At 72.6% G+C, this 22,913-nt stretch carries 20 protein-coding genes, 1 other RNA gene and 1 pseudogene; 10 read left to right on the top strand and 12 right to left on the bottom strand.

Translation table 11 applies throughout. The features are described from left to right. Positions 1 to 298 precede the first annotated feature (298 nt). An RNA gene (gene rnpB / locus ACFY2A_RS19920) (RNase P RNA component class A) lies at positions 299 to 709 on the top strand. Between the two features lie 74 nt (positions 710 to 783). Here the strand turns inward: rnpB and ACFY2A_RS19915 are convergent. Continuing rightward, the gene (locus tag ACFY2A_RS19915) at positions 784 to 1,155 is read right to left on the bottom strand and encodes a hypothetical protein (protein WP_387173469.1); all 372 of its coding nucleotides are present in this window, start codon (positions 1,153 to 1,155) and stop codon (positions 784 to 786) included. Positions 1,156 to 1,310: 155 nt separating this feature from the next. Between ACFY2A_RS19915 and ACFY2A_RS19910 the strand changes: the two genes are divergently transcribed. Further along, positions 1,311 to 1,796, top strand: a complete 486-nt coding sequence (locus tag ACFY2A_RS19910; RefSeq protein WP_387173699.1) for a DinB family protein — start codon at positions 1,311 to 1,313, stop codon at positions 1,794 to 1,796. Between the two features lie 26 nt (positions 1,797 to 1,822). Here the strand turns inward: ACFY2A_RS19910 and ACFY2A_RS19905 are convergent, their stop codons facing one another. The 5 genes and pseudogenes from ACFY2A_RS19905 to ACFY2A_RS19885 all read right to left on the bottom strand — a co-directional run bounded on the left by ACFY2A_RS19905 (position 1,823) and on the right by ACFY2A_RS19885 (position 5,642). Then, positions 1,823 to 2,137, bottom strand: coding sequence for a roadblock/LC7 domain-containing protein (locus ACFY2A_RS19905; RefSeq protein ID WP_387173467.1), 315 nt, complete (start codon positions 2,135 to 2,137; stop codon positions 1,823 to 1,825). A 153-nt stretch (positions 2,138 to 2,290) separates the two neighbouring features. Continuing rightward, positions 2,291 to 2,663 (bottom strand): annotated as a pseudogene (locus tag ACFY2A_RS19900) (hypothetical protein). Positions 2,664 to 2,958: 295 nt separating this feature from the next. Continuing rightward, on the bottom strand, positions 2,959 to 3,765 hold the full coding sequence (locus ACFY2A_RS19895; protein WP_387173465.1) for a nucleotidyltransferase domain-containing protein: 807 nt from the start codon (positions 3,763 to 3,765) through the stop codon (positions 2,959 to 2,961). Then, entirely contained in the window at positions 3,746 to 4,255 is a 510-nt protein-coding gene (locus tag ACFY2A_RS19890; RefSeq protein ID WP_363923331.1) for an NUDIX domain-containing protein, read from the bottom strand. The genes ACFY2A_RS19895 and ACFY2A_RS19890 overlap by 20 nt, the downstream gene beginning before the upstream one ends. Positions 4,256 to 4,445: 190 nt before the next feature. Next, positions 4,446 to 5,642, bottom strand: coding sequence for a hypothetical protein (locus tag ACFY2A_RS19885; RefSeq protein ID WP_387173463.1), 1,197 nt, complete (start codon positions 5,640 to 5,642; stop codon positions 4,446 to 4,448). A 91-nt stretch (positions 5,643 to 5,733) separates the two neighbouring features. Between ACFY2A_RS19885 and ACFY2A_RS19880 the strand changes: the two genes are divergently transcribed. From ACFY2A_RS19880 to ACFY2A_RS19870, 3 genes are all read left to right on the top strand, one after another. Beyond that, positions 5,734 to 7,167 (top strand): RNB domain-containing ribonuclease, encoded by a 1,434-nt coding sequence (locus ACFY2A_RS19880; protein ID WP_387173461.1) that lies wholly within the window; start codon positions 5,734 to 5,736, stop codon positions 7,165 to 7,167. Between the two features lie 189 nt (positions 7,168 to 7,356). Then, on the top strand, positions 7,357 to 8,055 hold the full coding sequence (gene npdG / locus ACFY2A_RS19875; RefSeq protein ID WP_363923338.1) for an NADPH-dependent F420 reductase: 699 nt from the start codon (positions 7,357 to 7,359) through the stop codon (positions 8,053 to 8,055). Between the two features lie 104 nt (positions 8,056 to 8,159). Next, positions 8,160 to 8,420, top strand: a complete 261-nt coding sequence (locus tag ACFY2A_RS19870; RefSeq protein WP_363923340.1) for a hypothetical protein — start codon at positions 8,160 to 8,162, stop codon at positions 8,418 to 8,420. A 107-nt stretch (positions 8,421 to 8,527) separates the two neighbouring features. On the opposite strand, the gene ACFY2A_RS19865 is transcribed toward ACFY2A_RS19870, so the two are convergent. Together ACFY2A_RS19865 and ACFY2A_RS19860 are read right to left on the bottom strand one after the other, a co-directional pair. After that, positions 8,528 to 9,031, bottom strand: coding sequence for a hypothetical protein (locus ACFY2A_RS19865; RefSeq protein ID WP_387173458.1), 504 nt, complete (start codon positions 9,029 to 9,031; stop codon positions 8,528 to 8,530). A 40-nt stretch (positions 9,032 to 9,071) separates the two neighbouring features. Further along, a complete protein-coding gene (locus ACFY2A_RS19860) occupies positions 9,072 to 9,833 on the bottom strand; it encodes a hypothetical protein (protein ID WP_387173456.1) in 762 nt (253 codons plus the stop codon). 97 nt (positions 9,834 to 9,930) lie between these two features. On the opposite strand from ACFY2A_RS19860, the gene ACFY2A_RS19855 reads away from it, so the two are divergent. Then, positions 9,931 to 11,466, top strand: a complete 1,536-nt coding sequence (locus tag ACFY2A_RS19855; protein WP_387173454.1) for a DUF222 domain-containing protein — start codon at positions 9,931 to 9,933, stop codon at positions 11,464 to 11,466. Between the two features lie 312 nt (positions 11,467 to 11,778). Here ACFY2A_RS19855 and panB read toward each other — a convergent pair whose 3' ends face one another. Then, the gene (gene panB / locus ACFY2A_RS19850) at positions 11,779 to 12,624 is read right to left on the bottom strand and encodes a 3-methyl-2-oxobutanoate hydroxymethyltransferase (RefSeq protein WP_387173697.1); all 846 of its coding nucleotides are present in this window, start codon (positions 12,622 to 12,624) and stop codon (positions 11,779 to 11,781) included. 141 nt (positions 12,625 to 12,765) lie between these two features. Beyond that, positions 12,766 to 14,556, bottom strand: a complete 1,791-nt coding sequence (locus ACFY2A_RS19845) for an NAD+ synthase (protein WP_387173452.1) — start codon at positions 14,554 to 14,556, stop codon at positions 12,766 to 12,768. 203 nt (positions 14,557 to 14,759) lie between these two features. Between ACFY2A_RS19845 and glnA the strand changes: the two genes are divergently transcribed. Next, positions 14,760 to 16,109 carry a type I glutamate--ammonia ligase gene (glnA, locus tag ACFY2A_RS19840; RefSeq protein ID WP_093401577.1) on the top strand — a complete coding sequence of 450 codons (1,350 nt, stop codon included), beginning with the start codon at positions 14,760 to 14,762 and terminating at the stop codon, positions 16,107 to 16,109. Between the two features lie 160 nt (positions 16,110 to 16,269). Continuing rightward, complete coding sequence (locus ACFY2A_RS19835; RefSeq protein ID WP_363923429.1) at positions 16,270 to 16,695, top strand: DUF350 domain-containing protein; 426 nt, start codon at positions 16,270 to 16,272, stop codon at positions 16,693 to 16,695. A gap of 391 nt (positions 16,696 to 17,086) precedes the next feature. Here the strand turns inward: ACFY2A_RS19835 and ACFY2A_RS19830 are convergent, their stop codons facing one another. After that, a complete protein-coding gene (locus tag ACFY2A_RS19830) occupies positions 17,087 to 17,725 on the bottom strand; it encodes a hypothetical protein (RefSeq protein WP_387173450.1) in 639 nt (212 codons plus the stop codon). Positions 17,726 to 17,853: 128 nt separating this feature from the next. Then, positions 17,854 to 18,729, bottom strand: coding sequence for an LD-carboxypeptidase (locus ACFY2A_RS19825; RefSeq protein WP_387173695.1), 876 nt, complete (start codon positions 18,727 to 18,729; stop codon positions 17,854 to 17,856). A 194-nt stretch (positions 18,730 to 18,923) separates the two neighbouring features. On the opposite strand from ACFY2A_RS19825, the gene ACFY2A_RS19820 reads away from it, so the two are divergent. Further along, positions 18,924 to 19,688, top strand: coding sequence for a type 1 glutamine amidotransferase (locus ACFY2A_RS19820; RefSeq protein ID WP_387173448.1), 765 nt, complete (start codon positions 18,924 to 18,926; stop codon positions 19,686 to 19,688). Continuing rightward, positions 19,688 to 22,870, top strand: coding sequence for a bifunctional [glutamine synthetase] adenylyltransferase/[glutamine synthetase]-adenylyl-L-tyrosine phosphorylase (locus tag ACFY2A_RS19815; RefSeq protein ID WP_387173445.1), 3,183 nt, complete (start codon positions 19,688 to 19,690; stop codon positions 22,868 to 22,870). The genes ACFY2A_RS19820 and ACFY2A_RS19815 overlap by 1 nt, the downstream gene beginning before the upstream one ends. The last annotated feature ends 43 nt before the right edge of the window (positions 22,871 to 22,913 follow it).

The raw sequence follows: 22,913 nt of genomic DNA, 5'->3' as shown, positions 1-22,913 counted from the left end.
CGTACGCCCACCCCCACGCCGCCGAACCATCGCGTGCCCCCAACCCTGCCCCCGGCCCCCGGTGCCACCGTATCCGCGACGTCCGCGACTGGTGTGCGCCATCCGTGGCAGCGAAGGTGCCCGACACGCCGGCCAGGAACCACCTCCGCTGCCACGGATCGTCGGCGGCGCGTCGACCAGGCCAGGCGGCGGGGTCGGGGCTGCCCGCGTGACCTGCGCGAGCCTCGTGCCCGCCGACCCGGACACAGGCGCGGCAATAGTCGCGGACCTGAGGTCGTTAGGATGGGTGCGCGACGGACGAGTCGACCGGGCGGTCGCGTCGGCGGGCTGCGGCCCGCCGCCGAGGAACGTCCGGACTCCACAGGGCAGGGTGGTTGCTAACGGCAACCCGGGGCGACCCGCGGGACAGTGCCACAGAAAACAGACCGCCGGCCCCATCGGGGACGGTAAGGGTGAAACGGTGGGGTAAGAGCCCACCAGCATCCCGGGTGACCGGGATGGCTCGGTAAACCCCACCCGGAGCAAGGCCAAGTAAGGGCCGTCATCGCAGGATGACGCCCGCGCAGACGCTTGAGGGCGGCCCGCCCGATGTCTGCGGGTAGGCCGCATGAGCCTGCCGGCAACGGCAGGCCGAGATGGATGGCCGCCGCCGGCACGCACCCCAGGTGCGCGCCGCGCACAGAATCCGGCGTACAGGTCGACTCGTCCGTCGCCCACCAGCTCAGAGGCCGTGATCAAGGCTACGAGCTGATCGAATCTCAAGGGATCCGGTGCCGGGTCAACTCAGGTGCCGGGCGGGAACCATTGTCGAGACGATGTGGGTACCAGCAGCAATCCGATAACGGCCACGAATGCCATCATTCGCAACGCCGTCAGTTCGGCGATGTCGGGAAGTTCCGTCAGGCCGTACGCGATGTTGAAGATGGCGTAGCCGACTGTCAGGATCCGGGCGCGCCCGACCTGGCGCCACAAGCCGTACGCAAAGGCCAGCGAGAGAAGGATCAGTCCCACGGCGAAGATTGTCGCCCTCGGCTCGGTGGCCCTGGCCGCAGTGCTCGTCTTGATCTGGGCTGCCTGGAGGGCGTTTCCCAGCGGAAAAATGATCGCGGCTGCGGCGACCGGGACGGGCATGGGCCGTCGGTCCTGATCGGTCATCGGCCACATGCTAGGTGTTGATCGTTCGGATCGACCAGGCTGATCGACGGGTCGAGCGGCGTGCGCTGGTGGCGCTTCGCGGGCAGCGGGGGTGGGTGGACTGTCGCTAGAGTCCGGGGATGGTGGAGAGCCGCTCCGACCACGTGGTCACCGCGATGATGGCGAGCACGGGAGAGGAACGCGTCGTGCTCGACGCGTTCCTCGATTTTCATCGTGCCGTGGTGCTGGGGAAGGTGCGGGGGATCTCCGACGCCGACGCCGCCCGTCGCCTGGTGCCGTCGGCGACCACCCTCGCCGGCCTGGTGAAGCACCTCACCGTGGTGGAGCGGAACTGGTTCCGGTGCCTGCTCGCGCCCGGCCCGGAGGACGTCTACCTCACCTCCGAGGAGGACGCGACGGCCAGCTTCGCGTTGGCCGAGGGTGACACGGTCGAGCGGTTGTCGGCGGCGTACGAGGCGGAGTGTGCCCGGTCGCGGGAGGTGGCGGCCCGGTTCGACCTCGACCATGTGGTGCCTCACCCGCAGCTCGGGGAGGTTTCGGTGCGCTGGATCCTGGTGCACCTGATCGAGGAGACGGCCCGGCACGCCGGTCACGCCGATATTCTCCGCGAACTGACCGACGGCTCGACGGGCGCCATCTGACCGAGGTACCCCCGGCGACTCGGGGATCAGGCGGGGGCGAGGAGTTTGGCGAGACGTTCGGCTACCGGTGGGGCGTGCAGGTGCAGTCGGGCGACGTTTATCGCGTCGGCGCCGACCACCGAGAGCAGTGCGCGCCGGCCGACGGCGTACACGGAGAAGTAGCCGGCCTCGTTGCGGACGGTGGACTGGCGGAATTCGCCCTGGCCGAGGCGGAGGCTGACCTGCCGGCCGAGGCCGAAGGTCGCCGCCGCCATCGCGGCCAGGTCGTCTGGGTCCAGAGTGTCGGGAACGTCGTGCGTGATGAGCAGGCCGTCGACTCCGCCGAGGACACTTCCCTGCACCCCCGGGGATCTGTAGGCGCAGCTCGTGCAGTTCGGTGCCGATCGCCGGGTACGGCAGCGACGGGTCACCGGCCAGCGACGGTGGGAGCCGCACCGGTGGCGGAAGGCCCGGCTGCTTCGCGGTACGGCGGGGGAGGAAGGTGTCGCCGGTGCTCACAGTTCCAGCTGCTCCTCGATGGTGCGCAGCTGGTGTCGGGCGAGCGCCAGGTTGGACCGGGACTTGCTGAGCATCAGGTAGAGAAACAGCCCCTTGCCGTTGGGGCCGGTCAGCGGTCGGATGATGTGGTACTGGCCGCCGAGGGTGATGAGCATGTCCTCGATGTCATCGTTTCAGCTTGAGCATCTCGATGGTGCGCATCTTGGCGCGTACCACATCGGTGTTGCCGGCGGCGGCGACGGTGAGGTCGATCTCCGGGGTGCCACCGGCGACGCCGAGGGTCATCCCGCTGGTGTAGTCGACGAGCGCGGCGCCGATGGCGCCGTCGATCGTCATGGCGTCCTTCAGGGCGGTGTCGAGGTTTGCCACGTGCCCCTCCAGGTTCTGCTGACGAGCTGTGGGTGCGCACCGGCGGACGTCCCGGGGCGAAGAAATCTCGGATGAGACTGGCACATGCAACCTCTTAACCGCATCTTGTTCAGCGCGAACGGGCTGAGCGGGCCACGTTGGGTGACCACCGGGGCGGCCGAGAACCGCCGCAGCGGCTGATGCCAGGAGCACGAGTTCGTCTGCTACCTCGGCGAATGCGTCGGCAATCCAGCGGAACAGCCGAGCGCAGCCACGTTGCCCGCCACGCAGCACGCGGGACGGGACGACGGCCGGCTCAGGCCGGTGTGCCGGCGAGGTCTGCGAGCACGCGTCGCTGGAAGGCGCGAGCGGACGCGCCGGTCGGTGGCACACCGCCTTCGCGGGCAGCGATCGACCGCTCGACCAACTCGGCGGTGTCGGCGTCGACAAGCGGTCCGGCCTCGTCCAACAGCCGCCGACCGGCGGCCTGCTTGGGCAGCCACGTCCCGGTGCACAGGCGGACCCAGGAACGGCAGGCACCGAGAACTGCGTCCTCCGCTCCGGGGGCGGGTACCTCGCCGGCCGGCGCCGGTCGCGCCAACCACCAGCGCAGCGCGTCCAGGACCAGCCGGCGCAGATCGTCGGGGGCCAGGTCGGCGAAGGCGTCGGCGGCGGGCGGACCGAGCAGGACCCGCCCGCTCTGGTGCAGGATGCTGCGGTCCAGGCCGTACCAGAACAGACCGTCCGCGCTCGGGCGTTGCGCCGCGCCGTACGACACCCGGAAGTCCATCCGTGCGCCGGTGTTCAGCTCGACCTCGAAACCCGGCTTAGGGGTGCCTGACCGGGCCACCTCCTGTCGGTACACGACCAGTTCCAGGCCGCGCGCCGGGCAGGGCAGTGCCTCGTGCCGCAGCCGTGCCACCAACTCTTCGGCGACCCCGTGGTCCAGCGGGCCGGCGCAGATCAGCGCCACGTCCACGTCGCTGCGTCCGGGTTGGTACGCGGCCAGACCCACCGAGCCCGCCGCGTACGCCCCGCCCAGCTCGACACCGAGCACCTCGTCGGCGACCGCGACCAGGTCGCTCAGGTACCGCCGCAGCGGTTCAGGCGTACTCCAGCTCACCGGGCTCGCCCCACTGCGTTCCGGCGGGCAGGAAGAACGCCGCGGACTCCCCGCCGAGGGCGTGCCGGATGACCAGCCGGGCGTGCTCGTCGAGGTGCGGGAACTGCCCCGGCGGGAACCACCGGACGTCCAGCGACTCGTCGTCGTTGACGCGTGCCTCGCCGCCCAGCAACCGGCAGTGGAAACCGAGGTTGAGGTACTCGCAACGGTCGCCGTTCGGGTACGTGTGCGGGTGCGACACCGCGCTGCTGAGCCGCAGCGGTTCGACCGCCAGGCCGGTCTCCTCCAGCACCTCGCGCACGACGGCGGTGGCCGGCTGCTCACCTGGCTCGACGAAGCCGCTCACCACCGACCAGCGACCGTCGTCGGCCCGCTGGGCGAGCAGCAGCTCACCCGCGTCGTTGCGGACGATCGCGCTTACGCTGGGTAGCCAGAGTAGGTCGTGGCCGACGTGCTTGCGCATCCGCAGGATGTAGTCCGGTACGCCCATCCGGAGACCTTAGCCAACCCGCCCATCCCCGCCCGCACCCGGGCCGGTGGCGACGATTTTCGCAGTTCATGCCCCTGGGCCAGCGAGCACGTCTACTGTGGAAGGGCCCGGTGACTTGCCGTGTTCCGGTGGCGGTCGGTCGTTTCCCGGTGCACAGTGATGCCATGAGCGACAGCGGACGTGGACGTTACTACTGGTGTACGCGACACCACCGGGTCGAGTCCGGTGCCGACGTGTGCCCCGCGCGGCACGTTCTCGGCCCGTACGACTCGGCCGCCGACGCGGAGAACGCCCTGCAACAGGTGCGGGAACGCAACGAGGCGTGGGAGGCCGAGGACGCCCGCTGGACCGGGGAGGACAGGTAGACGGCGCGGGACGCCTCCCGCGCCGAGGCACTGCGTGCGTCGCGAGGGCGGCAGCACGTCCCCAGGAAGGGAACCGAGATGGCCGAAGCGCAACAGGCCACCCGCCCGGCCGCGAAGCGTACGCCCGCGAGGAAGACCGCCGCGACGGAACGCACCGCGGGCCTCGCCCGTACCCCGTCCACCCGCCGCGCCTCCGGCACGACGCCGGCCGCCCGTAAGGCGACCGGCGGCGTCGGACGGCCGGCGAAGAACGCCGCCACCGCGCCCGAGACCAGGGCGGCCGAGTTGGCGCGGAAGGCCGCCGCGGCCAGGAGGGCGGCACCTGCGAAGAAGACGGTATCGGCGAAGACCGCACCGACCAAGGCACCCGCCGCGCGGACCACCTCGACGTCGACGCGGACCGCGACCGGTCCGCGCAAGACCACGACCGCGGCGAAGCGGGCCACCGCGAAGAAGACGACATCCGCACGGAGCACGGCGGCGAAGGCCCTCGCGAAGAAGGCGGCCCCGGCCCGCAAGACGGCGCCCGCGAAGAAGGCCACGTCCGCACGGAGCACGGCGGCGAAGGCCCCCGCGAAGAAAGCGGCGTCCGCGCGAAAGGCGGCCCCGGCCCGCAAGACCGCGCCCGCGAAGAAAACGACGGGTACGCGGAGCACGTCGGCCGCGCGTAAGGCACCGGCGAAGACCGCGACGTCGGCGGTGAAGAAGGCGGCGGCGCGCAAGAACACCTCGGCGACGGCGCGCAAGACGGCGGCGAAGAAGGCACCTGCGAAGAAGGCACCCGCGAAGACGGTGGCTGCCAAGAAGGCACCGGCTCGGAAGAGCGCGACGGTGGCGAGCCGGACGACTGCGGCGGCGAAGAAGGCACCAGCGAAGAAGGCACCAGCGAAGAAGGCACCGGCGGCGAGGAAGGCGCCTGCGAAGAAGGCCACGGCGTCGAGGACGGCGGCGAAGAAGGCGCCTGCGAGAACGGCCGCCGCCCGGAACACCGGGCGCGCCGCGTCCGGCGGGCGGACCGGCACCGCGCGCTAGACGGCCGGCTGACCCGGCGTACGCCGACGACCCGTCGCTCGGAGGAGGGCGCGGTGTGTCCGGCGCTGTCAGGATTGGCGCATGGTCATCCGACGTGTGCTGGCACCGCGCATCGACTTCGGGGCGCTGCGCCGAGAACTGGGTCTGCCCGAAAGCTACCCGGAGGCGGCGCAGCGGGAGGCCGACGAGGCAGCCGCCGCACCTCCCCGGCCGGCCGTCGACTGCACGGACGTCCCGCTGGTCACGGTCGACCCGCCCGGCTCGCGGGACCTGGACCAGGCGATGCACCTCAGCCGCCGCGCCGGCGGCGGCTATCGGGTGCGGTACGCGATAGCCGACGTCGCCGCCCACGTACGCCCGGGTGGTGTGCTGGCGGACGAGACCTGGCGCCGAGGGCAGACGGTCTACCTTCCCGACGGCAACGTGCCGCTGCACCCGCACTCCCTCGGCGAGGGCGCGGCGAGCCTGCTGCCGGACGTCGACCGGGCGGCCGTGCTGTGGACCATCGACCTGGACGCCGACGGTGGCACCACCGCGGTGGTGGTGCAGCGCGCCCTGGTGCGCAGCCGGGCCCAACTGGCCTACCCGCAGGTGCAGGCCGACGCCGACGCGGGCCGGCTGCCCGAGCCGATCGCCCTGCTACCCGAGGTCGGTGCGCTGCTCACCGCCCGAGGGCTGCGTCGGGGCGCGGTCAACCTGCCGATCCCCGAACAGGACGTGGAGGCCGACGGCGACGGTTGGCGGCTCGTGCTGCGGGCACCGGTGCCGATGGAGGAGCACAACGCACAGATTTCCCTGCTCACCGGGATGGCCGCCGCCGACCTGATGCTGGCCGGTGGGGTCGGCCTGCTGCGGACGATGCCCGCGCCGAAGCCCGAGGCGGTGCAGCGGCTGCGGGCCGCCGCCGCCCCGCTGGGCGTGCACTGGCCGGACGACGTCAGCGTCGGTGAACTGCTGCTCCGGTTGGATCCGGCCCAGCCTCGGGCCGCCGCGTTCATCGACCAGGCGGCGGAGCTGATGCGGTCGGCCGCGTACACCCCTTTCGACGGCGAGTCGCCCGAGCGGCCGGCGCACGGCGGGGTCGCGGCCGCGTACGCCCATGTCACGGCGCCGCTGCGACGACTCGCCGATCGGTACGCCACGGAGATCTGCCTGGCTCTGCACGACGGCCGTGAGGTGCCCGACTGGGTCCGCGCGGCGCTGCCCCGGCTGCCGGCGGTGATGGCCGCCACGGACCGCACCGCGTCCGCGGCGAGCCGAGGCGCGATCGATCTAGCCGAGGCGGTGCTGCTGGCCCATCGGGTCGGCGAGACCTTCGACGCCGCCGTGCTCGACGTCGACGCACCGTCGAACGGCAAGACCCGCGCGGGCCGCCCACCCGGCGGCATGGTGGCCCTGGACGACCCGCCGGTACGCGCCCGCTGTCTCGGCGAGCTGCCACTGGGCACCCGGGTCCGGGTCCAGCTGGTCGCCGCCGATCCGGCCACTCGCTCGGTCGCCTTCGAACTCGCCTGACACTCCGGCATCGCGCCGCGACCTGCGCCTGCGGTCGCGCCGTGACCTGCGCCTGCGGTCGCGCCGTGACCTGTGTTGGCGGTTCGGCGTCGCGCCGCGACCTGCGCTGTCTGTCGCGACCGGCGCAGCGGGCATTGTCACAGCGTCGGGCGCTGCTGCCGGGCCAGCTGATTTGCGAGGATGACGACCATGGCATACGACCCGAGCACCCTGCCCGACGTTTCCGGGCTCACCGTCGGCATCATCGGTGGCACCGGCGACCAGGGCCGAGGGCTCGCCTACCGGTTCGCCCGGGCCGGTCTGACGGTGCTGATCGGTTCCCGCTCCGCGCAGCGAGCGGCCGAGTCGGCCGCCGAGATCGCCGCGCTGCCCGGTGTGCCGGCCGGCGGCAGCGTCACCGGTGCCGACAACGACGAGGTGGCCCGGCGCAGTGACTTGGTGATCATTGCGGTGCCCTGGGACGGGCACGCCGCCACGGTCGGCGCGCTCGCCGAACCACTCGCCGGCAAGATCGTCGTGGACTGCGTCAACCCGCTCGGTTTCGACAAGCAGGGCCCGTACGCGTTGCCGGTGCCGGAGGGCAGCGCCGTCCAGCAGGCCGCCGCGCTGCTGCCCGACTCCCGCGTGTGCGCCGCTTTCAACCACGTCAGCGCTCCGCTGCTGGCCGACCCCGAGATCGACCGCATCGAGCTGGACGTGCTGATCTGCACCGAGGAGCGGGAGCTGGTCGGCATTGTCGGCGCGCTCGCCGCCCACATCCCCGGGATGCGTGGCATCTACGCTGGTCGGCTGCGCAACGCCCACCAGATCGAGGCGTTCACCGCCAACCTGATCGCCATCAACAAGCGCTACAAGGCGCACGCGGGCGTCCGCGTCACCGACCTCTGAGCGCGCGTACCCCGCTCGTCGCCGTCGACGCAACGCCGCCGGGCCTGCTGGCCATAGTGTGATGTGACGATCCAGATGGAGCCGACCGACCAAGAGTTGACCGGGTGGTGTTGCAGCAGGCCGACGGCACGATCACGCCGGCCCGGGTCGCGGGTGGCGCGTTCGGCCTCGTCGGCGCGGGCATCAGCGAAGACGGCGGGGCGGATCTGGTCGCCTACGACAGGGTCGGCGTCGAGATCGACAGGCGACCGCTGTTCACCCCGTTCGACAAGCTTGGTCGCTGCTACGCCGACCCGGCCGGCGCGGTCGTCTACGGCGACCCCGGCCCCACCTGCCAGCCCGCCGAGCCGTGGCACCGTCGTTGACTGCACAAACCAAGAGTGGATCCGTGGCAGAAAAGGTGTCAGCCGGCCGGCGTGTCCACTACCGCAACTGCCACGGATCCGGATCCCTCGTCAGGGGCGGCCGGCGGTCAGAAGGTGACGTTGACGCCGGCCGCCTTGCAGGCCTTGGTGAGGGAGGCGCCGGCCTTCTCGAAGGCCGGGTTGTCCGCGGCCGCCGCCGGATCCGTGGCGTTGGCGGCCTTGCCGGCCTCGGCGCCGAACTGCTCCAGCGCGGCAACCACCTTGCTGTCGGCGGCGCCGGTGGCGGCCACCCGGGTCACCTCGTTCTGCAACCCGGACAGGATCTTCTGGAACAGTGCCGGCGACGGCTCGCTGCCGGAACTCACCGCGGCCACCAGGTCTTCCTTCATCTTGTCGCTGGCCTGCTTCGCCGACTGGCAGAGCTCTTTGTCGCTGACCGCGTCCGCCGCGTCAGCGGTGGGCGGTGCCGGGCTGGCCGAGGTGGCGGCGGACGGCGGGGTGGCCGACGGCGACCCTCCGGCCGTCGGGGCCTCGTCCTCACCACCGCAGGCGGTCAACATCAGCAGAGCGGCGCAGGCCAGGACAGGCAAAGAAGCACGGATCCGATTCACGAGCGAGAACCGTAGCGGTTCCCGGGAAATTCCGCTCGCCCTATCCGGCGTCCAGTCGCGGCACCCACCGATCGCCGAGAAGCTGGCCGAGCACCATCAACAGGATGCCATTTAGCAGAGCGGTGCCGACGCCGAGGGCGAAACCGAGTGGACCATGGCTTTGCGGGCGTGGGCTGGCGGGCGGGGAGGCGGCACGCGCCCACGGACGCTCCCGGATTAACCACCACAGGATTCCGAGCCCGAACGGTACGAGGCAGACCAGCCAGAACCAGAACCACCGCGTACCCAGCACCGGAGCGGGCCCGGTCAGCAGGACACCGATGATGACCACGGCGGCGGCGAGGCCCGTTCCAGCGACGAGGTTCCCGAGTGGCTGGAGAACGCCGCTGCGGCTGTCCAGGCCCGCAGCCTGCAACTGTTCGGCGATGCCGATCGCGCCTGGCCCCGCGTAGGACTCCTCGCGGACGGTGCCGGCGATCGTGAGCTGATCGAAGTAGGTGGTGTCGGTCCACCAGACCCGACCGTCGGGCGTGCGCCACCCGAACAGCGGACCGAGAGTGCCGGACGATTCCAGGTCAGCGGTGCCAAACCACGGGGTTCGCTGGTCCGCGTCCCACCGGTCACCCCACTGGTAGGCCACCACGTGGCCGGCAGCCAGATCCGCTTCCGCCTGGTCGTAGCTCTGCTGCCGAGGCGCCGTCCACCAAGCCGTTCCGGCCGCAACCAGCCACAACGCGACGACGCCGAGCCGCAACACCGTCCACCAGCGCCAGCGCCGACCAGCCGGGATGTCATCGGTCATGATCGCATCGTCGCAGTGGGCGTCCAGTCGCGACGGAGCCGATGACCACCGTGGAGATCGACCGGAACTGTCGTACGTACGTTCTATCGTCGGTGGCGTGTTGGAGGAGTTGGCGCGGGCAGAGGTGGCGACGGGTTCCTGCGTCGACGCCGCTGTCTGGGCCATGCCGGAGAGCGAGCTGATCGATGCTCTCGCCGCTGCGCACCGGCTCGAGCAGCGGCTCGCCGCGGTGAAGCTGGCGCTGGTGCGTGAGCTGGACGGCCGTGGCGTGGCGGTGGCGCAGGGGGCGTCGTCCACCGCCGTCTGGCTCCGCGATCGGCTCCGGCTCGGCGTGCCGGCGGCCCGCCGGTTGGTCGACCTCGCTGAGGCCCTCGACGGCGAGTCCGGCGAGATGACCGCCGCACTCGCCGCCGGCCGGGTCGATCTGGAGCAGGTCCGGGTCATCGCCGATGTCGCGGCCACGGTTCGAGGTGCGGCCGGCACCGAGGCGGCCGGGTCGGCAGTCGCACTCCTCCTCGACTGGGCCGGGCAGTTCGAGCCGTCCACCCTGCGCCGACTCGGGAGCCGGATTCTCGATCACGTGGCACCCGAGATCGCCGAGGCGGCCACCGGCAGAGCGCTGGAAGCGGAGGCGGCCCGCGCCGCACGCGACCGGCAGGTAACCCTCTCCGACCAGCGGGATGGGCGCACGCGGCTGGCGGGCAGCCTCGACGCGGAGACCGCCGCGCTGCTGCGGGCTGCCATCGAGCCGCTCACCGCACCAGCCGGCCCGGACGATCCCCGTTCGTCCGGGCAACGACGCCACGACGCCCTTGGCGACATCTGTCGGCTCGTCCTCGGCACCGGCGAGTTGCCCGAGCATGGCGCCGACACCGCCCAGATCGTCGTCACCACCGGGTTCGACACCCTCACCGGAAGCCTCGGGCCCGGCACGCTGGACAGCGGTATCACCCTCACGCCCGCAACGGTGCGCCAGTTGGCCTGCGACGTGGCCGTCCTGCCCGCAGTGCTCGGCGGCGCAGGTCAGGTCCTCGACGTTGGTCGGCAACGTCGGCTCATCACCGGGCCGCTGCGGCGGGCCCTGGTGCTGCGAGATCGGGGCTGTGCCTTTCCGGGCTGCGACCGGCCACCCCGCTGGTGTGAGGGCCATCATCTGCGGCACTGGGCCGACGGTGGCGTCACCAGCCTCGCCAATGCGGTGCTGCTCTGCCGCCACCATCATCGTCACGTGCACCAGCACGGCTGGCAGGTCCACCTCGCCGCCGACGGTCATCCGGAGTTCATCCCGCCCGTCTGGCTCGACTCCGATCAGCGTCCCCGTCGCAACCACCTACACCACTCGCCTACGCCCGGGATGCCGTGGCCAGCAGAGCCGGCGTCCGGCCGGTCGAAGCCGTTGACTTCGATGCCCGCCGGGGCGGGCTCGCCCACGCTGGTCTCCACCGCCCCGGCACAGATGGCCTCCCTGTCCGCCGGGTCGCGACTGCTGGGGCAGGTGCCTGCCGGGCCACGAGCCCGCGCGGTCGTAACCCGTCCAACGGCCAGCCGGGAGGCGCGACTGCCGGACGGGGCGGAACGGCAGGCCGCGAGGCGCCCGTCCGGTCGACCCGTTCGCCGGACGCACCCGCCCTGACCGTCAAGTCGTAGCTGACGATCAGCCGTAACGGTGCGCCGCTGCGTAGGCGGGCTCATGCCTGTCGCTGTGGTGTGGTCCATGGCCGATCGCCCACGGACGATCCGGCAGCGCCGATGGGATGTGGGTCGGTGGAAAGCAGCGGTCGGGCCGGGCGTGGCACGGCGATGGCAGCCGGGGCTGCTACCGACGGGCGGTGGCCGGAGCTCCCGATCGTCGCCCTGGCCGGCCACCCATCGTCACCCGGGCGGCCCGACGGTCGCCCGGGTGAGTTGATGGTCGTGGCCGGGTCCGCCACAGACCCGCGGACGGTCAGAAGGTGTGTTCGGCGGCGGGGAACTGGCCGGAGCGGACCTCGTCGGCGAAGCGGCGGGTGGCCTCGTCGAGCGTGTCGGCCAGGGCGGCGTAGCGCTTCACGAAGCGTGGCGCCTTGCCGGTGCGCAGGCCCGCCATGTCCTGCCAGACGAGCACTTGGGCGTCGGTGTCCGGGCCGGCGCCGATGCCCACCGTGGGGATCGGCAGTTCGGCGGTGACCCGCTTGGCGACGTCACCGGGCACCATTTCGAGCACCACCGCGAAGGCACCCGCCGCGGCGATCGCCCGCGCGTCGGCCAGGATCTCGTCGGCGGTTTCGCCGCGGCCCTGCACCCGGTATCCGCCAATGGTGTGCTCACGTTGCGGGGTGAAGCCGATGTGCGCCATCACCGGGATGCCGGCACCGACGATCGCCTCGATCTGCGCGGCGAAGCGCTGGCCGCCCTCCAGCTTCACCGCGTGACAGCCCCCCTCCTTCATGAACCGGACGGCCGTACGCAGCGCCTGGGTCGGACCCTCCTCGTACGACCCGAAGGGCAGATCACCGACGACCAGGGTCTGCCGGGTGGCCCGGACGACCGCCCGGACCAGCGGCAGCAGTTCCTCGGCGGTCACCGGCAGGGTCGTCTCGTAGCCGAACACGTTGTTCGCCGCCGAGTCGCCCACCAGCAGCACCGGGATACCGGCGGCATCGAAGATCGAGGCCGTGTACTGGTCGTACGAGGTGAGCATCGACCATTTCTCGCCGCGCTCCTTGGCGGCGAGCAGGTCGCGGGTGCGGACGCGACGGGTGGCCGGGCCGCCGTAGAGGGCGGTCACCTCGGCCGGAGTGGATTCCACGATGTTCTCCTTCCTCGAGGCCGCGTACGCGGTCCCCGGGCTCTGCCGCGATCGTCCCACCGTGCGGACGGTCGGCGGCAGGGCGCAGTGGAGGATGTCACTCCGGCCGGCCGGCGCGGGCCGGCCGAGCGGCCCTGGAGCCGGTCAGCCGTTCTCGCGCCACCGGTTGGTGATCGGTAGCCGTCGGTCCCGTCCGAACGCCTTCATGGAGATCTTCGTACCCGGCGCCGACTGGCGGCGCTTGTACTCGGCGGTATCCACCAACCGCAGCACCTTGTCCACCACGGCCGGGTCGTGGCCGTCGGCGATCAGGCCGTCCCGGCCGAGGTCACCGTCGATGTAGCCGATCAGGATCGGATCGAGTACGTCGTAGTCGGGCAGCGAGTCGCTGTCGAGCTGGCCCGGGCTCAGCTCGGCGCTCGGTGGCTTGCCGATCGAGTTCTCCGGGATCGGTGGCGTCAGGCCCAGCCGCGCCGCCTCGGTGTTGCGCCACTTGGCCAGCCGCCAGACCAGGGTCTTCCACACGTCCTTGACCGGGTTGAAGCCACCGACCGAGTCGCCGTAGAGCGTCGAGTAGCCGACCGCCAGCTCGCTCTTGTTGCCGGTGGTCAGCACCAGGTGGCCCTCCTGGTTCGACAACGCCATCAGGATGACGCCGCGTACCCGGGCCTGGAGGTTCTCCACCGCCACCCCGGACAGCGACATGTTCGCCAGGAAGGTGTCCACCATCGGCTGGATCGGCTCCACCCGGTAGTCCAGGCCGGTCCGCTTGGCCAGGTCGGCCGCGTCGGAGCGGCTGTGCTCCGAGGAGTGCTGGCTGGGCAGGGAGACACCGACCACCCGGTCGCCGCCGAGGGCGTCCACCGCGATGGCCGCCACCACCGCCGAGTCGATGCCGCCGGAGAGCCCGAGCACCACCGACGGGAAGCGGTTCTTCTCGACGTAGTCACGCAGGCCGAGCACCAGCGCCTGCCACACCTCGGCCTCGTCGGCCACCGGCTCGATGAGGCCGCCGGTAGCCGACGGGCCCGTGGGCGCGGGCGGGATCCCGTCGACCGTACGACGCACCACCCGCAGCCCGTCGGCCATCCGCTCGCCGTCCCCGATCTCATCGTCGCTCCCGCTGGTGCCGTCGGTGGCCTCGCCGGCCGCGGGCAGGTCGACGTCGTGCACGAGCAGGTGGGTGACGAACTGCGGCGCCCGGGTCAGCACCGTCCCGTCCGCCGCGACGATCATCGAGTCGCCCTCGAAGACCAGCTCGTCCTGACCACCGATCATGTTGACGTACGCGATGGTGGCGCCGGCCTCGGCGGCCCGCCGGCGGACCACCGGAAGCCGCAGGTCGTCCTTGTTCAGCTCGTACGGCGAGCCGTTGATGTTGACCACCAGCCCCACCCCGGCCCGCCGGGCGGCGGCGAACGGCCCGCCGGCCTGCCACAGGTCCTCGCAGATGGTCAGCGCCACGTCCACCCCACCGAGCCGGACCACGGTGAGCATGTCGCCGGGCAGGAAGTAGCGGTCCTCGTCGAAGACGCCGTAGTTGGGCAGGTGGTGCTTGAAGTAGGTGGCGACCACCTCACCGCGGTGCAGCAGCGCGGCGGCGTTGCGCGCCCCCCGGCCCGGCTCGGCGTCCGCGCTGACCTGCGGCGGCCCGTCGGCGTCCAGGTAACCCACCACGACCGGCAGGTCGCCCAGGCCGTCGGCGGCCAGATCGGCGGCGAGCCGGCCGAGTGCCGCCTGGGAGGCGGCCACGAAGGACCGCCGGAAGACCAGATCCTCCACCGGGTACCCGGTCAGCATCATCTCGGGGAACAGGACGAGCTGGGCGCCGGACGCGGCGGCCCGGCGGGTCCAGGCGCGGACGAGACCGGCGTTGCCGGTGAGGTCACCGACACTGGGGTTGACCTGGCACAGGGCGAGACGCAGGGTGGGCATGTCCTCATCTTGCCCCAGTGGCACGGGCTCGACACGTCGGCGTGGGGCAGTGCGACCGGGCCGGACCGCCGGTCGGGACGGGACGGGACGCAACGGCTGCGGTTCGGTTAACGTCTGCGTAATCGGGTCGGTGGAGACTGGTCGGTCAGGTCGGGCAGAGTCCGACCGAAGGCGGACATAGCGTGTCGCGGAAGGTTGGGGAAGTGGACCGTCAGCAGGAGTTCGTCCTCCGTACGCTGGAAGAGCGGGACATCCGTTTCGTCCGGCTGTGGTTCACCGACGTGCTCGGCACGCTCAAGAGCGTGTCGGTCGCTCCCGCCGAACTGGAGGCCGCCTTCGAGGAGGGCATCGGCTTCGACGGCTCGGCCATCGAGGGATTCGCCCGGGTCTTCGAGTCGGACATGGTCGCCATGCCGGACCCGACCACCTTCCAGGTCTTCCCGTTCGAGGGCGGGGTCAGCGGCGAGAGCGCCCGGATGTTCTGCGACATCCTGCTGCCCGACGGCGGCCCTTCCTGGGCCGACCCGCGCCATGTGCTGCGTCGGGCGTTGTCCCGGGCCGCCGAGAAGGGCTTCACCTTCTACACCCACCCCGAGATCGAGTTCTTCCTGCTGGAGAACGGGCCGATGGACGGCACCGTGCCGGTGCCGGTGGACACCGGCGGTTACTTCGAGCACACCACGCACGCCGTGGCGCGGGACTTCCGCCGCCAGGCGGTGCTGTCGCTGGAGCGGATCGGCATCTCGGTGGAGTTCAGCCACCACGAGGTCGCCCCCGGCCAGCAGGAGATCGACCTGCGCTACGCCGACGCGCTGACCACCGCCGACAACATCATGACCTTCCGGCACGTGGTCAAGGAGGTGGCGCTCTCCACCGGCGTGCAGGCCACCTTCATGCCCAAGCCGTTCACCGACCAGCCGGGCAGCGGGATGCACACCCACCTGTCGCTGTTCGAGGGGGAACGGAACGCGTTCCACGACGCCAGCGACCCGATGAAGCTGTCCAAGGTGGCCCGGGCGTTCATCGCCGGGCTGCTGGCCCACGCCCGGGAGTACACCGCGGTCACCAACCAGTGGGTCAACTCGTACAAGCGGCTGTTCCCGCAGGCGCTGCCGGACCGGGTCACCGAGAGCCCCGCGTACGTCTGCTGGGGGCACCTGAACCGCTCCGCGCTGGTCCGGGTGCCGGCGTACGGCAAGCCGAACTCGGCCCGGGTGGAGATCCGCTCGCCCGACTCGGCTGCCAACCCGTACCTCGCCTTCGCGGTGCTGCTCGGCGCCGGGATGAAGGGCATCGAGGAGGGGTACGAGCTGCCGCCGGGTGCCGAGGACGACGTGTGGGCGCTGACCAGTGCCGAGCGGCGGGCGATGGGGTACGAACCATTGCCGGAGAACCTGTCCGAGGCGATCGACGTGATGGCGGGCTCGGAACTGGTCGCCGAGGTGCTCGGCGAGCACGTCTTCGACTTCTTCCTGCGTAACAAGCGGGCCGAGTGGGAGCAGTACCGCCGCGAGGTCACTCCCTACGAGCGCCAGCACTACCTGTCGCTGTAGCCGCTGCTCCCGGGCGGACCTGTCTGTCGCTGCGGCCGCTGCTGCGGGTGGGTCCGTGGGAACGGGCCCCCCGCCGGGCTGCCGGGCGTTGCCCGGTGCCGCTATCGTCTCGATCACCGTGCCGGCAACCGCCGGCCGGAGACTCGTCGGGAGGCAGTCGGTGCTGGAGGATCTGCTCAGCGGAGCCTGGCAGAGCGTGGTGTTCGGGATCGTCGGCGTCGGCCTGATGGCCGCCGGCTTCGTCCTGGTCGACCTGCTCACCCCGGGCAAACTGCGGGACCTGATCTGGGTACGCCGTAACGCCAACGCTGGCCTGCTGCTCGCCGCGAACCAGCTCGGCGTCGCCGGCATCGTCTTCACCGCGATCCTGACCAGCTACAGCGACTTCGCCAAGGGGCTGGCCTCGACGGTGATCTTCGGGCTGATCGGTCTCGGCATCATGGCGCTGGCCTTCTTCGTGCTGGACCTGATCACGCCGGGCAAGCTCGGCGAGGTCATCTGCGCCGACGAGCCGCACCCGGTGGCCCGGGTCAGCGCCGCCAGCCACTTCGGCGCCGCGCTGATCGTCTGCGCCTGCATCGCCTGACGCAGACCCGCGCCGACCGTTGTCGGTCGGCGCGTCCCGGGCTGCTGCCGGTCGGCTCGCCGGTCGCGGGTCCCGGCATTTCGTGCCTTCCCGGGCCCCGGAGACCGCGATTCGCCGCATGTCGTGAGTCGGGTCGCGTGACAGCCCACCCGACGCCCGCACCCCAGTCGTGTCCGACGAGTGAGTCGGGCCGGAGCAAGATGCGACGGACACTCGGTCGGAAGCACCGGATGCGCCTGACAGGCGGCCCCGCAGGAGTGGAACGGGGCCGCCTGTCACGGCGGCGTGGCACGTCAGCCGGGGCCGCATCCGGGTCGGTGTTCACCTCGCTCGTCGCGTCGGGCCGGGGCGTTCGCCGCGCACGCTGCGACGGGTGCTGCCGGCCGGGGCGTCACTTGCCGGCGGACTCGCCTGCGTCGCCACGGGCGCCTGCGTCGCCACGGGCGCCTGCGTCGCCACGGGCGCCTGCGTCGCCATGAGCGCCCGGGCCGCCCCAGCCGCCGAACACACCGGCGTCGACGGCGGCGGTGATGGCGTCGGCCTGCTCCTGGGTCAGCTTGCCGTCCTCGACCGCCCTCGCGAGCCGCTCGGCCAGCGCCTCCTTGCGCTCCTCGGCCGACGGCGGCGTCCGCCGCTCATCCGCGCCACCCTCGCGGCCCCCGGTGGCACCATCGCCACCCGTACGGCCCTCGGCGGCACGGTCGCCGCGCCACGGGAATCCCCGGTGGCCCTCGCGGTCCATCCGACCCTGCGGCTGGTGCTGCTCGCGGAGCTTCTTTAGCGCCTCGGTCACCTTCTCGGTCGGCACGCCCAGCTCCTCGGCCAGCTCCTCGGCCAGCGCCTCGGCGAACTGCGCCTGCCGTGCGGTCCGCTGTTCCTGCCGGTCGCCCTGCGGCTCGCTGCTCGCGCTGGCGCTCGGGGTGGCCTTGTCGTCGGCGAGCGCCACGGTGGGAGCGGCGATCCCCACGCCGAGCACGCCCGCCGCGGCCAGGCCGGCCAGCAGGTGCTTCTTCGAAATCGTGCGGGACATCGTTCCTCCAACTCGTCGGTGATGCGATGACGTCACCGACAGTGACGAGCCTGGCTGGGCGTGCACCATGGTGAAGCTGTCAGCGAGCTGGCAATCCGGACTGAAATCCGGACGTGTCCGACAAAGAGTCAGCGGACGGCGGCGACCACGCTGAGGGTGCCGGCGTCGGCGTCGAGGGTCGCCCGGGTACCGACCGGGACGGTGAGCTGCCCGGGGCCGTGACCGATCGGCAGGCCACCCAGCACCGGTACGCCCAGGTCACCGAGGCGCTCGACGAGCACGTCGGCCACCGTGGTGTCCCAGCCGTCGGCGCAGTCGGTGAACTGTCCCACCGCCACCCCGGCCAGCCCGGCCAGCGCGCCGGCCCGGCGAAGCTGGGTCAGCATCCGGTCGACCTTGTACGGCGGTTCCTGCACGTCCTCAAGCAGCAGCACCGCGCCGGTCAGGTCGGGCATGTCCGGGGTGCCGAGCGAGGCCACGACCAGGCAGAGGTTGCCGCCCAGCAGCCGGCCGGCGGCCCGCCCTCCGACGCGTACGCCGAAGGTCTCCTCGCCCTCGACGGCGCGTACGGTGACCGGTTCGGTGCTGGTCATCGCCGCGTGCAGGGACTCGGCCGAGGCCAGCGGGGTGCGCTCGTCGCGCCAGGCCGCCCCGGGACCGTGCACCCCCGCCAACCGGGCGCCCCGCCAGAGCGCCAGGTGCAGCGCGGTGATGTCGGAGAACCCGGCCACCACCTTCGGGTCACGGCGTACCGCCGCCAGGTCGATCGCATCCACCACCCGCTGTGCCCCGTACCCGCCCCGGGTGCAGATCACCCCGCGCACCTGCGGATCGGCGAACGCGGTGTTGAGGTCGGCCGCCCGCAGCGCGTCCGCCCCCGCCAGGTAGCCCTGCCGGGCGTAGGCGTTGGGCCCGAGCACCGGGCGCAATCCCCAGCCGGTGAGCAGCTCCACGCCCCGGGCCACCCGTTCCGGGCGGGTCGGTCCGGACGGCGACACCAGCATCACCGTGTCGCCGGGGCGCAGGGCGGGCGGGCGTACGACGTCGTCGGGCGCGATGCGGTCGGACACAGCGGCAGAGCCTACTGCGGTGGCCGGGATCGTTCACCGGATCTCGGCCCGGACCCGGCCGACGTTGCTGGACACCGCGCCGATCCCTCGCGCCGGCCTGGTCGGCCGGACCGGATAGCCTCGACGATGTGGCAACCGCGTTGGTGATCGAGAACGACCCGACCGACGACCCGCGCCGGCTGGGGGAGTGGCTGACCGAAGCCGGGCTGGAGCTGGCGGTGGTCCGCCCGCACGCGGGCGAAGCTCTCCCCGCCGACCTGGACGGGTACGCCGCCCTGGTGGTGCTCGGCGGTGATCAGCAGGCCTACCCGCTGGTCGACGGGGTGCCGGCGGCGCCCTGGTTCCCGGCGGTGGAGAAGCTGCTCCGCAAGGCGGTGCGGCACCGGCTGCCGACCCTGGGCGTCTGCCTCGGTGCGCAGCTGCTCGCCACCGCCCACGCCGGCACGGTCGTCCGCAGCCCGTCCGGGCCGGAGGTCGGGCCCGCCGTGGTCGGCCGGCGTGACGCGGCCGAGTCCGATCCGCTCTTCCGGTACGTTCCGCTGATCCCCGATGTGTTGCAGTGGCACGCCGACGAGATCACCGAGCTGCCCGCCGGTGCCACCCTGCTGGCCGCCTCCACCCGCTATCCGCACCAGGCGTTCCGCCTCGGCGACCGGGCCTGGGGGTTGCAGTTCCACATCGAGTGCGACACCGCGATGATCGCCGAATGGGCCGCCGACTCGGCGCTGCTGGCCGAGCTGGGCTACGACCCGCAGCTGGTGATCTCCGCCTGCGACGCGGTGATGGCCGACGTCGAGGAGGTCTGGCAGCCGTTCGCGGCGCGGTTCGCCGCACTCGCCCTCGGTGAGTTGGACGAGGGGTCCCGGCGCAGCCTGCCCCTGCTCGGGCACTGATGGGCCGGCCGACCAACGCCACGGGCCGGCTCGCCCGCTACGGCTTCGGCGTCACCGACGACGACGCGGGCGCCCGCGCCGCCGACCTGCTCGGGCCGGACGGGCTCGACCTGTGGCGCCCGCAGACGCAGGAACCCACCGGCGAGCAGGCCCAGGAGCTGCTCACCGCGCTGTCCCGGGCCGCCGACCCGGATCTGGCGCTGCGTCAGCTGCACCGACTGGTCGAGGCGGAGCACCGTGCGGCGGCCGGCCCGAACGGCGCCGCCGGCCCGGGAGCGGCGGTGCGGCAGCGGGGTGCGGGGCCCGGACGCGTCACGGCGACCCCCACCGGCCAGGGCGGGAACACCGGGAGCGGGGATGGCGCCGACAATGGCGGTGCTGCCGGGAGCCAGGACGCAACCGAGGGGGCCGTCGGCGGCATCGGAGCGGGCTCGGCGCTGCTCGCCGCGCTGCACGACGATCCGGGTCTGCGTCGCCGGCTGCTCGCCGTGCTGGGCGCCTCCTCGGCGCTCGGCGACCACCTGGTGGCCAACCCCGACCAGTGGCCGGTGCTGCGTACCGAACCGGACGGCCTCGCCCCGACCGCGGACGGACGGCTCGACCTGTCCGGCGAGGGTAATCCTGTCGCGGTGCTGCGGCGGGCGTACCGGCTGGCGTTGCTGCGGGTCGCGGCGGCCGACCTGACCGGCGGGCGCGGCCTGGAACAGAGCATGGCCGCGCTTTCGGCACTGGCCGACGCCACGCTGTCGGCCGCGTACCAGATCGCCGTGGCGGAGTTGCCCGAGGGCACCCGGGAACCGCGACTGGGCGTCGTCGCGATGGGCAAGTGCGGCGGCGGCGAACTGAACTACGTCTCCGACGTCGACGTGATCTTCGTGGCGGCCGAGGACGACGACCTGACCACCGCCACCACAGTGGCCACCCGACTGATCCACATCTGCGGGCTGGTCGCCTGGCCGGTCGACGCGGCCCTGCGCCCCGAGGGCAACCGGGGGCCGCTGGTGCGGACCCTCGCGAGCCACCTGGCCTACTACCGGCGCTGGGCCCGGACCTGGGAGTTCCAGGCGCTGCTCAAGGCCCGTCCGGCCGCCGGCGACCTGGCGCTCGGCCAGGAGTGGATCGACGCGCTGGCGCCGCTGCTCTGGCAGGCGGCCGAACGCCCCGAGGCGGTCGAGGATGTCCGGGCGATGCGGCGCAAGATCATCGACCACATCCCGCCGAAGGAGCTGGAACGCGAGATCAAACGCGGTCCCGGCGGGCTGCGCGACATCGAGTTCGCGGTGCAGCTGCTGCAACTGGTGCACGGCCGGGGCGACGAGACGTTACGGGCGCCCGGCACCATCCCCGCCCTGCGCGCGCTGGTCGCCGGCGGCTACGTCGGCCGGGCCGACGGCGAGGCGCTGCTGCGCGGCTACCGGTTCCTGCGCAGCGTCGAGCACCGGCTGCAACTTCAGGGCCTGCGGCGCACCCACACCGTACCGACCGAACCGGGTGCGTTGCGCTGGCTCGCCACCGCGCTCGGCTACACCGCCGCACCCGGGCGCAGCGCCGTCGAGGAGTTCCGCGCCGAGTGGGTCACCCACGCCTCAGAGGTACGCCGGCTGCACGCCAAGCTGCTCTACCGGCCGCTGCTGGAGTCGGTGGCCCGGGTACCGGCCGACGGGCTGCGGCTGACCCCGCAGGCGGCCCGCAACCGCCTGGAGATCCTCGGCTTCGCCGACCCGGCCGGGGCGCTGCGTCACCTCCAGGCCCTCACCGGCGGGGTGAGCCGTACCGCCGCCATCCAGCGCACCCTGCTGCCGGTGCTGCTCAGCGAGTTCGCCGACGCGCCCGAGCCGGACCGGGGGCTGCTCAACTACCGCCAGGTCTCCGACTCCCTCGGCAGCACCCCCTGGTACCTGCGGCTGCTGCGCGACTCCGGGCCGGTGGCCCGCCGGCTGGCCCGGGTGCTCTCCTCCTCCCGGTACGTCGCGGATCTGTTGACCCGCGAGCCGGAGGCGCTGCGCCTGCTGGCCGAGGAGAGCGAACTGAGCCCCCGCCCGCGCGAGGTGCTCTTCGACGGCCTCACCGCCGCCGCGGCCCGGCACAGCGACCCGGTCGAGGCGACCCGGGCGGTACGCGCGCTGCGCCGCCGCGAACTGCTCCGCCTCGCCTGCACCGACGTGCTCAGCCGGGCCGGTTCGTTGGCCCCGGCCCGCCCCGACGGCGGCCGAACGACGCCCGCCCTGGCCGACGTCACGGCGGTGGGCACCGCGCTCTCCGACGTCACCGACGCGACCCTCGCCGCCGCGCTGCGGACCGCCCAGGCCGCCCAGCCGGCCATGCCGGGACTGACGTTCGCGGTGATCGGGATGGGCCGGCTCGGCGGGTACGAGTCGAACTACCTCTCCGACGCCGACGTGCTCTTCGTCTACGAGCCGCCGGAAGGGGTCAGCGAGAGCGCGGCCAGCGCCGCCGCGCACGCCATCGCCGAGGAACTGCGGCGGCTGCTCGGCATGCCCGCACCCGACCCGCCGCTCGGTGTCGACGCCGACCTGCGTCCCGAGGGCCGGCAGGGGCCGCTGGTCCGCAGCCTCGCCGCCTACCAGCAGTACTACGCCCGCTGGTCGCGGGTGTGGGAGGCGCAGGCGCTGCTGCGCGCCCGCTGCGTCTGCGGCGACGCCGAACTGGGCACCCGGTTCGAGCAGATGGTCGACCCGATCCGGTACCCGGCCGACGGGCTGACCCGGGAACAGATCATCGAGATCCGCCGGATCAAGGTGCGGGTGGAGACCGAGCGGCTGCCCCGCGGCGCCGACCCGGCCACCCACACCAAGCTGGGCCGCGGCGGCTTGGCCGACGTGGAGTGGGCGGTGCAGCTGCTCCAACTGCGGCACGCGGGCGCGTACCCGCAACTGCGCGGCACGCGTACCCTCGACGCGCTCGCCGCCGCCCGGGACGCGGGCCTGGTCGACCCGGCGGACGCCGAGGCGATGACGGCCGGCTGGACGCTCGCCGCGCAGGTCCGCAACGCGCTGATGCTGGTCCGGGGCCGGGCCGGCGACCAGTTGCCCCGGCACGGCGTGGAACTGGCCGGCGTGGTCCGGCTGCTCGGCCGCGACGACCCGGGCGAGTTCCTCGACGAATACCTGCGCACCGGCCGCCGCTCCCGGGCCGCCACCGAACGCGTCCTGGAGATGTAGCGCAGCCGTCCTGGTAACCCGCCACCAGGGCCGGTCACTGATC

It is taken from the genome of Micromonospora sp. NPDC000442, from assembly GCF_042898635.1.
Lineage (GTDB): Bacteria > Actinomycetota > Actinomycetes > Mycobacteriales > Micromonosporaceae > Micromonospora.
This window is presented reverse-complemented; position numbering and strand designations above follow the sequence as displayed.

Coding starts and splice junctions, on each gene's coding strand:
- ACFY2A_RS19915 (WP_387173469.1), bottom strand. CDS start 1,155: ATGACCGATCAGGACCGACGGCCCATGCCCGTCCCGGTCGCCGCAGCC.
- ACFY2A_RS19910 (WP_387173699.1), top strand. CDS start 1,311: ATGATGGCGAGCACGGGAGAGGAACGCGTCGTGCTCGACGCGTTCCTC.
- ACFY2A_RS19890 (WP_363923331.1), bottom strand. CDS start 4,255: ATGGGCGTACCGGACTACATCCTGCGGATGCGCAAGCACGTCGGCCAC.
- ACFY2A_RS19880 (WP_387173461.1), top strand. CDS start 5,734: ATGGTCATCCGACGTGTGCTGGCACCGCGCATCGACTTCGGGGCGCTG.
- npdG (WP_363923338.1), top strand. CDS start 7,357: ATGGCATACGACCCGAGCACCCTGCCCGACGTTTCCGGGCTCACCGTC.
- ACFY2A_RS19860 (WP_387173456.1), bottom strand. CDS start 9,833: ATGACCGATGACATCCCGGCTGGTCGGCGCTGGCGCTGGTGGACGGTG.
- ACFY2A_RS19845 (WP_387173452.1), bottom strand. CDS start 14,556: ATGCCCACCCTGCGTCTCGCCCTGTGCCAGGTCAACCCCAGTGTCGGT.
- ACFY2A_RS19830 (WP_387173450.1), bottom strand. CDS start 17,725: ATGTCCCGCACGATTTCGAAGAAGCACCTGCTGGCCGGCCTGGCCGCG.
- ACFY2A_RS19825 (WP_387173695.1), bottom strand. CDS start 18,729: ATGCTGGTGTCGCCGTCCGGACCGACCCGCCCGGAACGGGTGGCCCGG.
- ACFY2A_RS19815 (WP_387173445.1), top strand. CDS start 19,688: ATGGGCCGGCCGACCAACGCCACGGGCCGGCTCGCCCGCTACGGCTTC.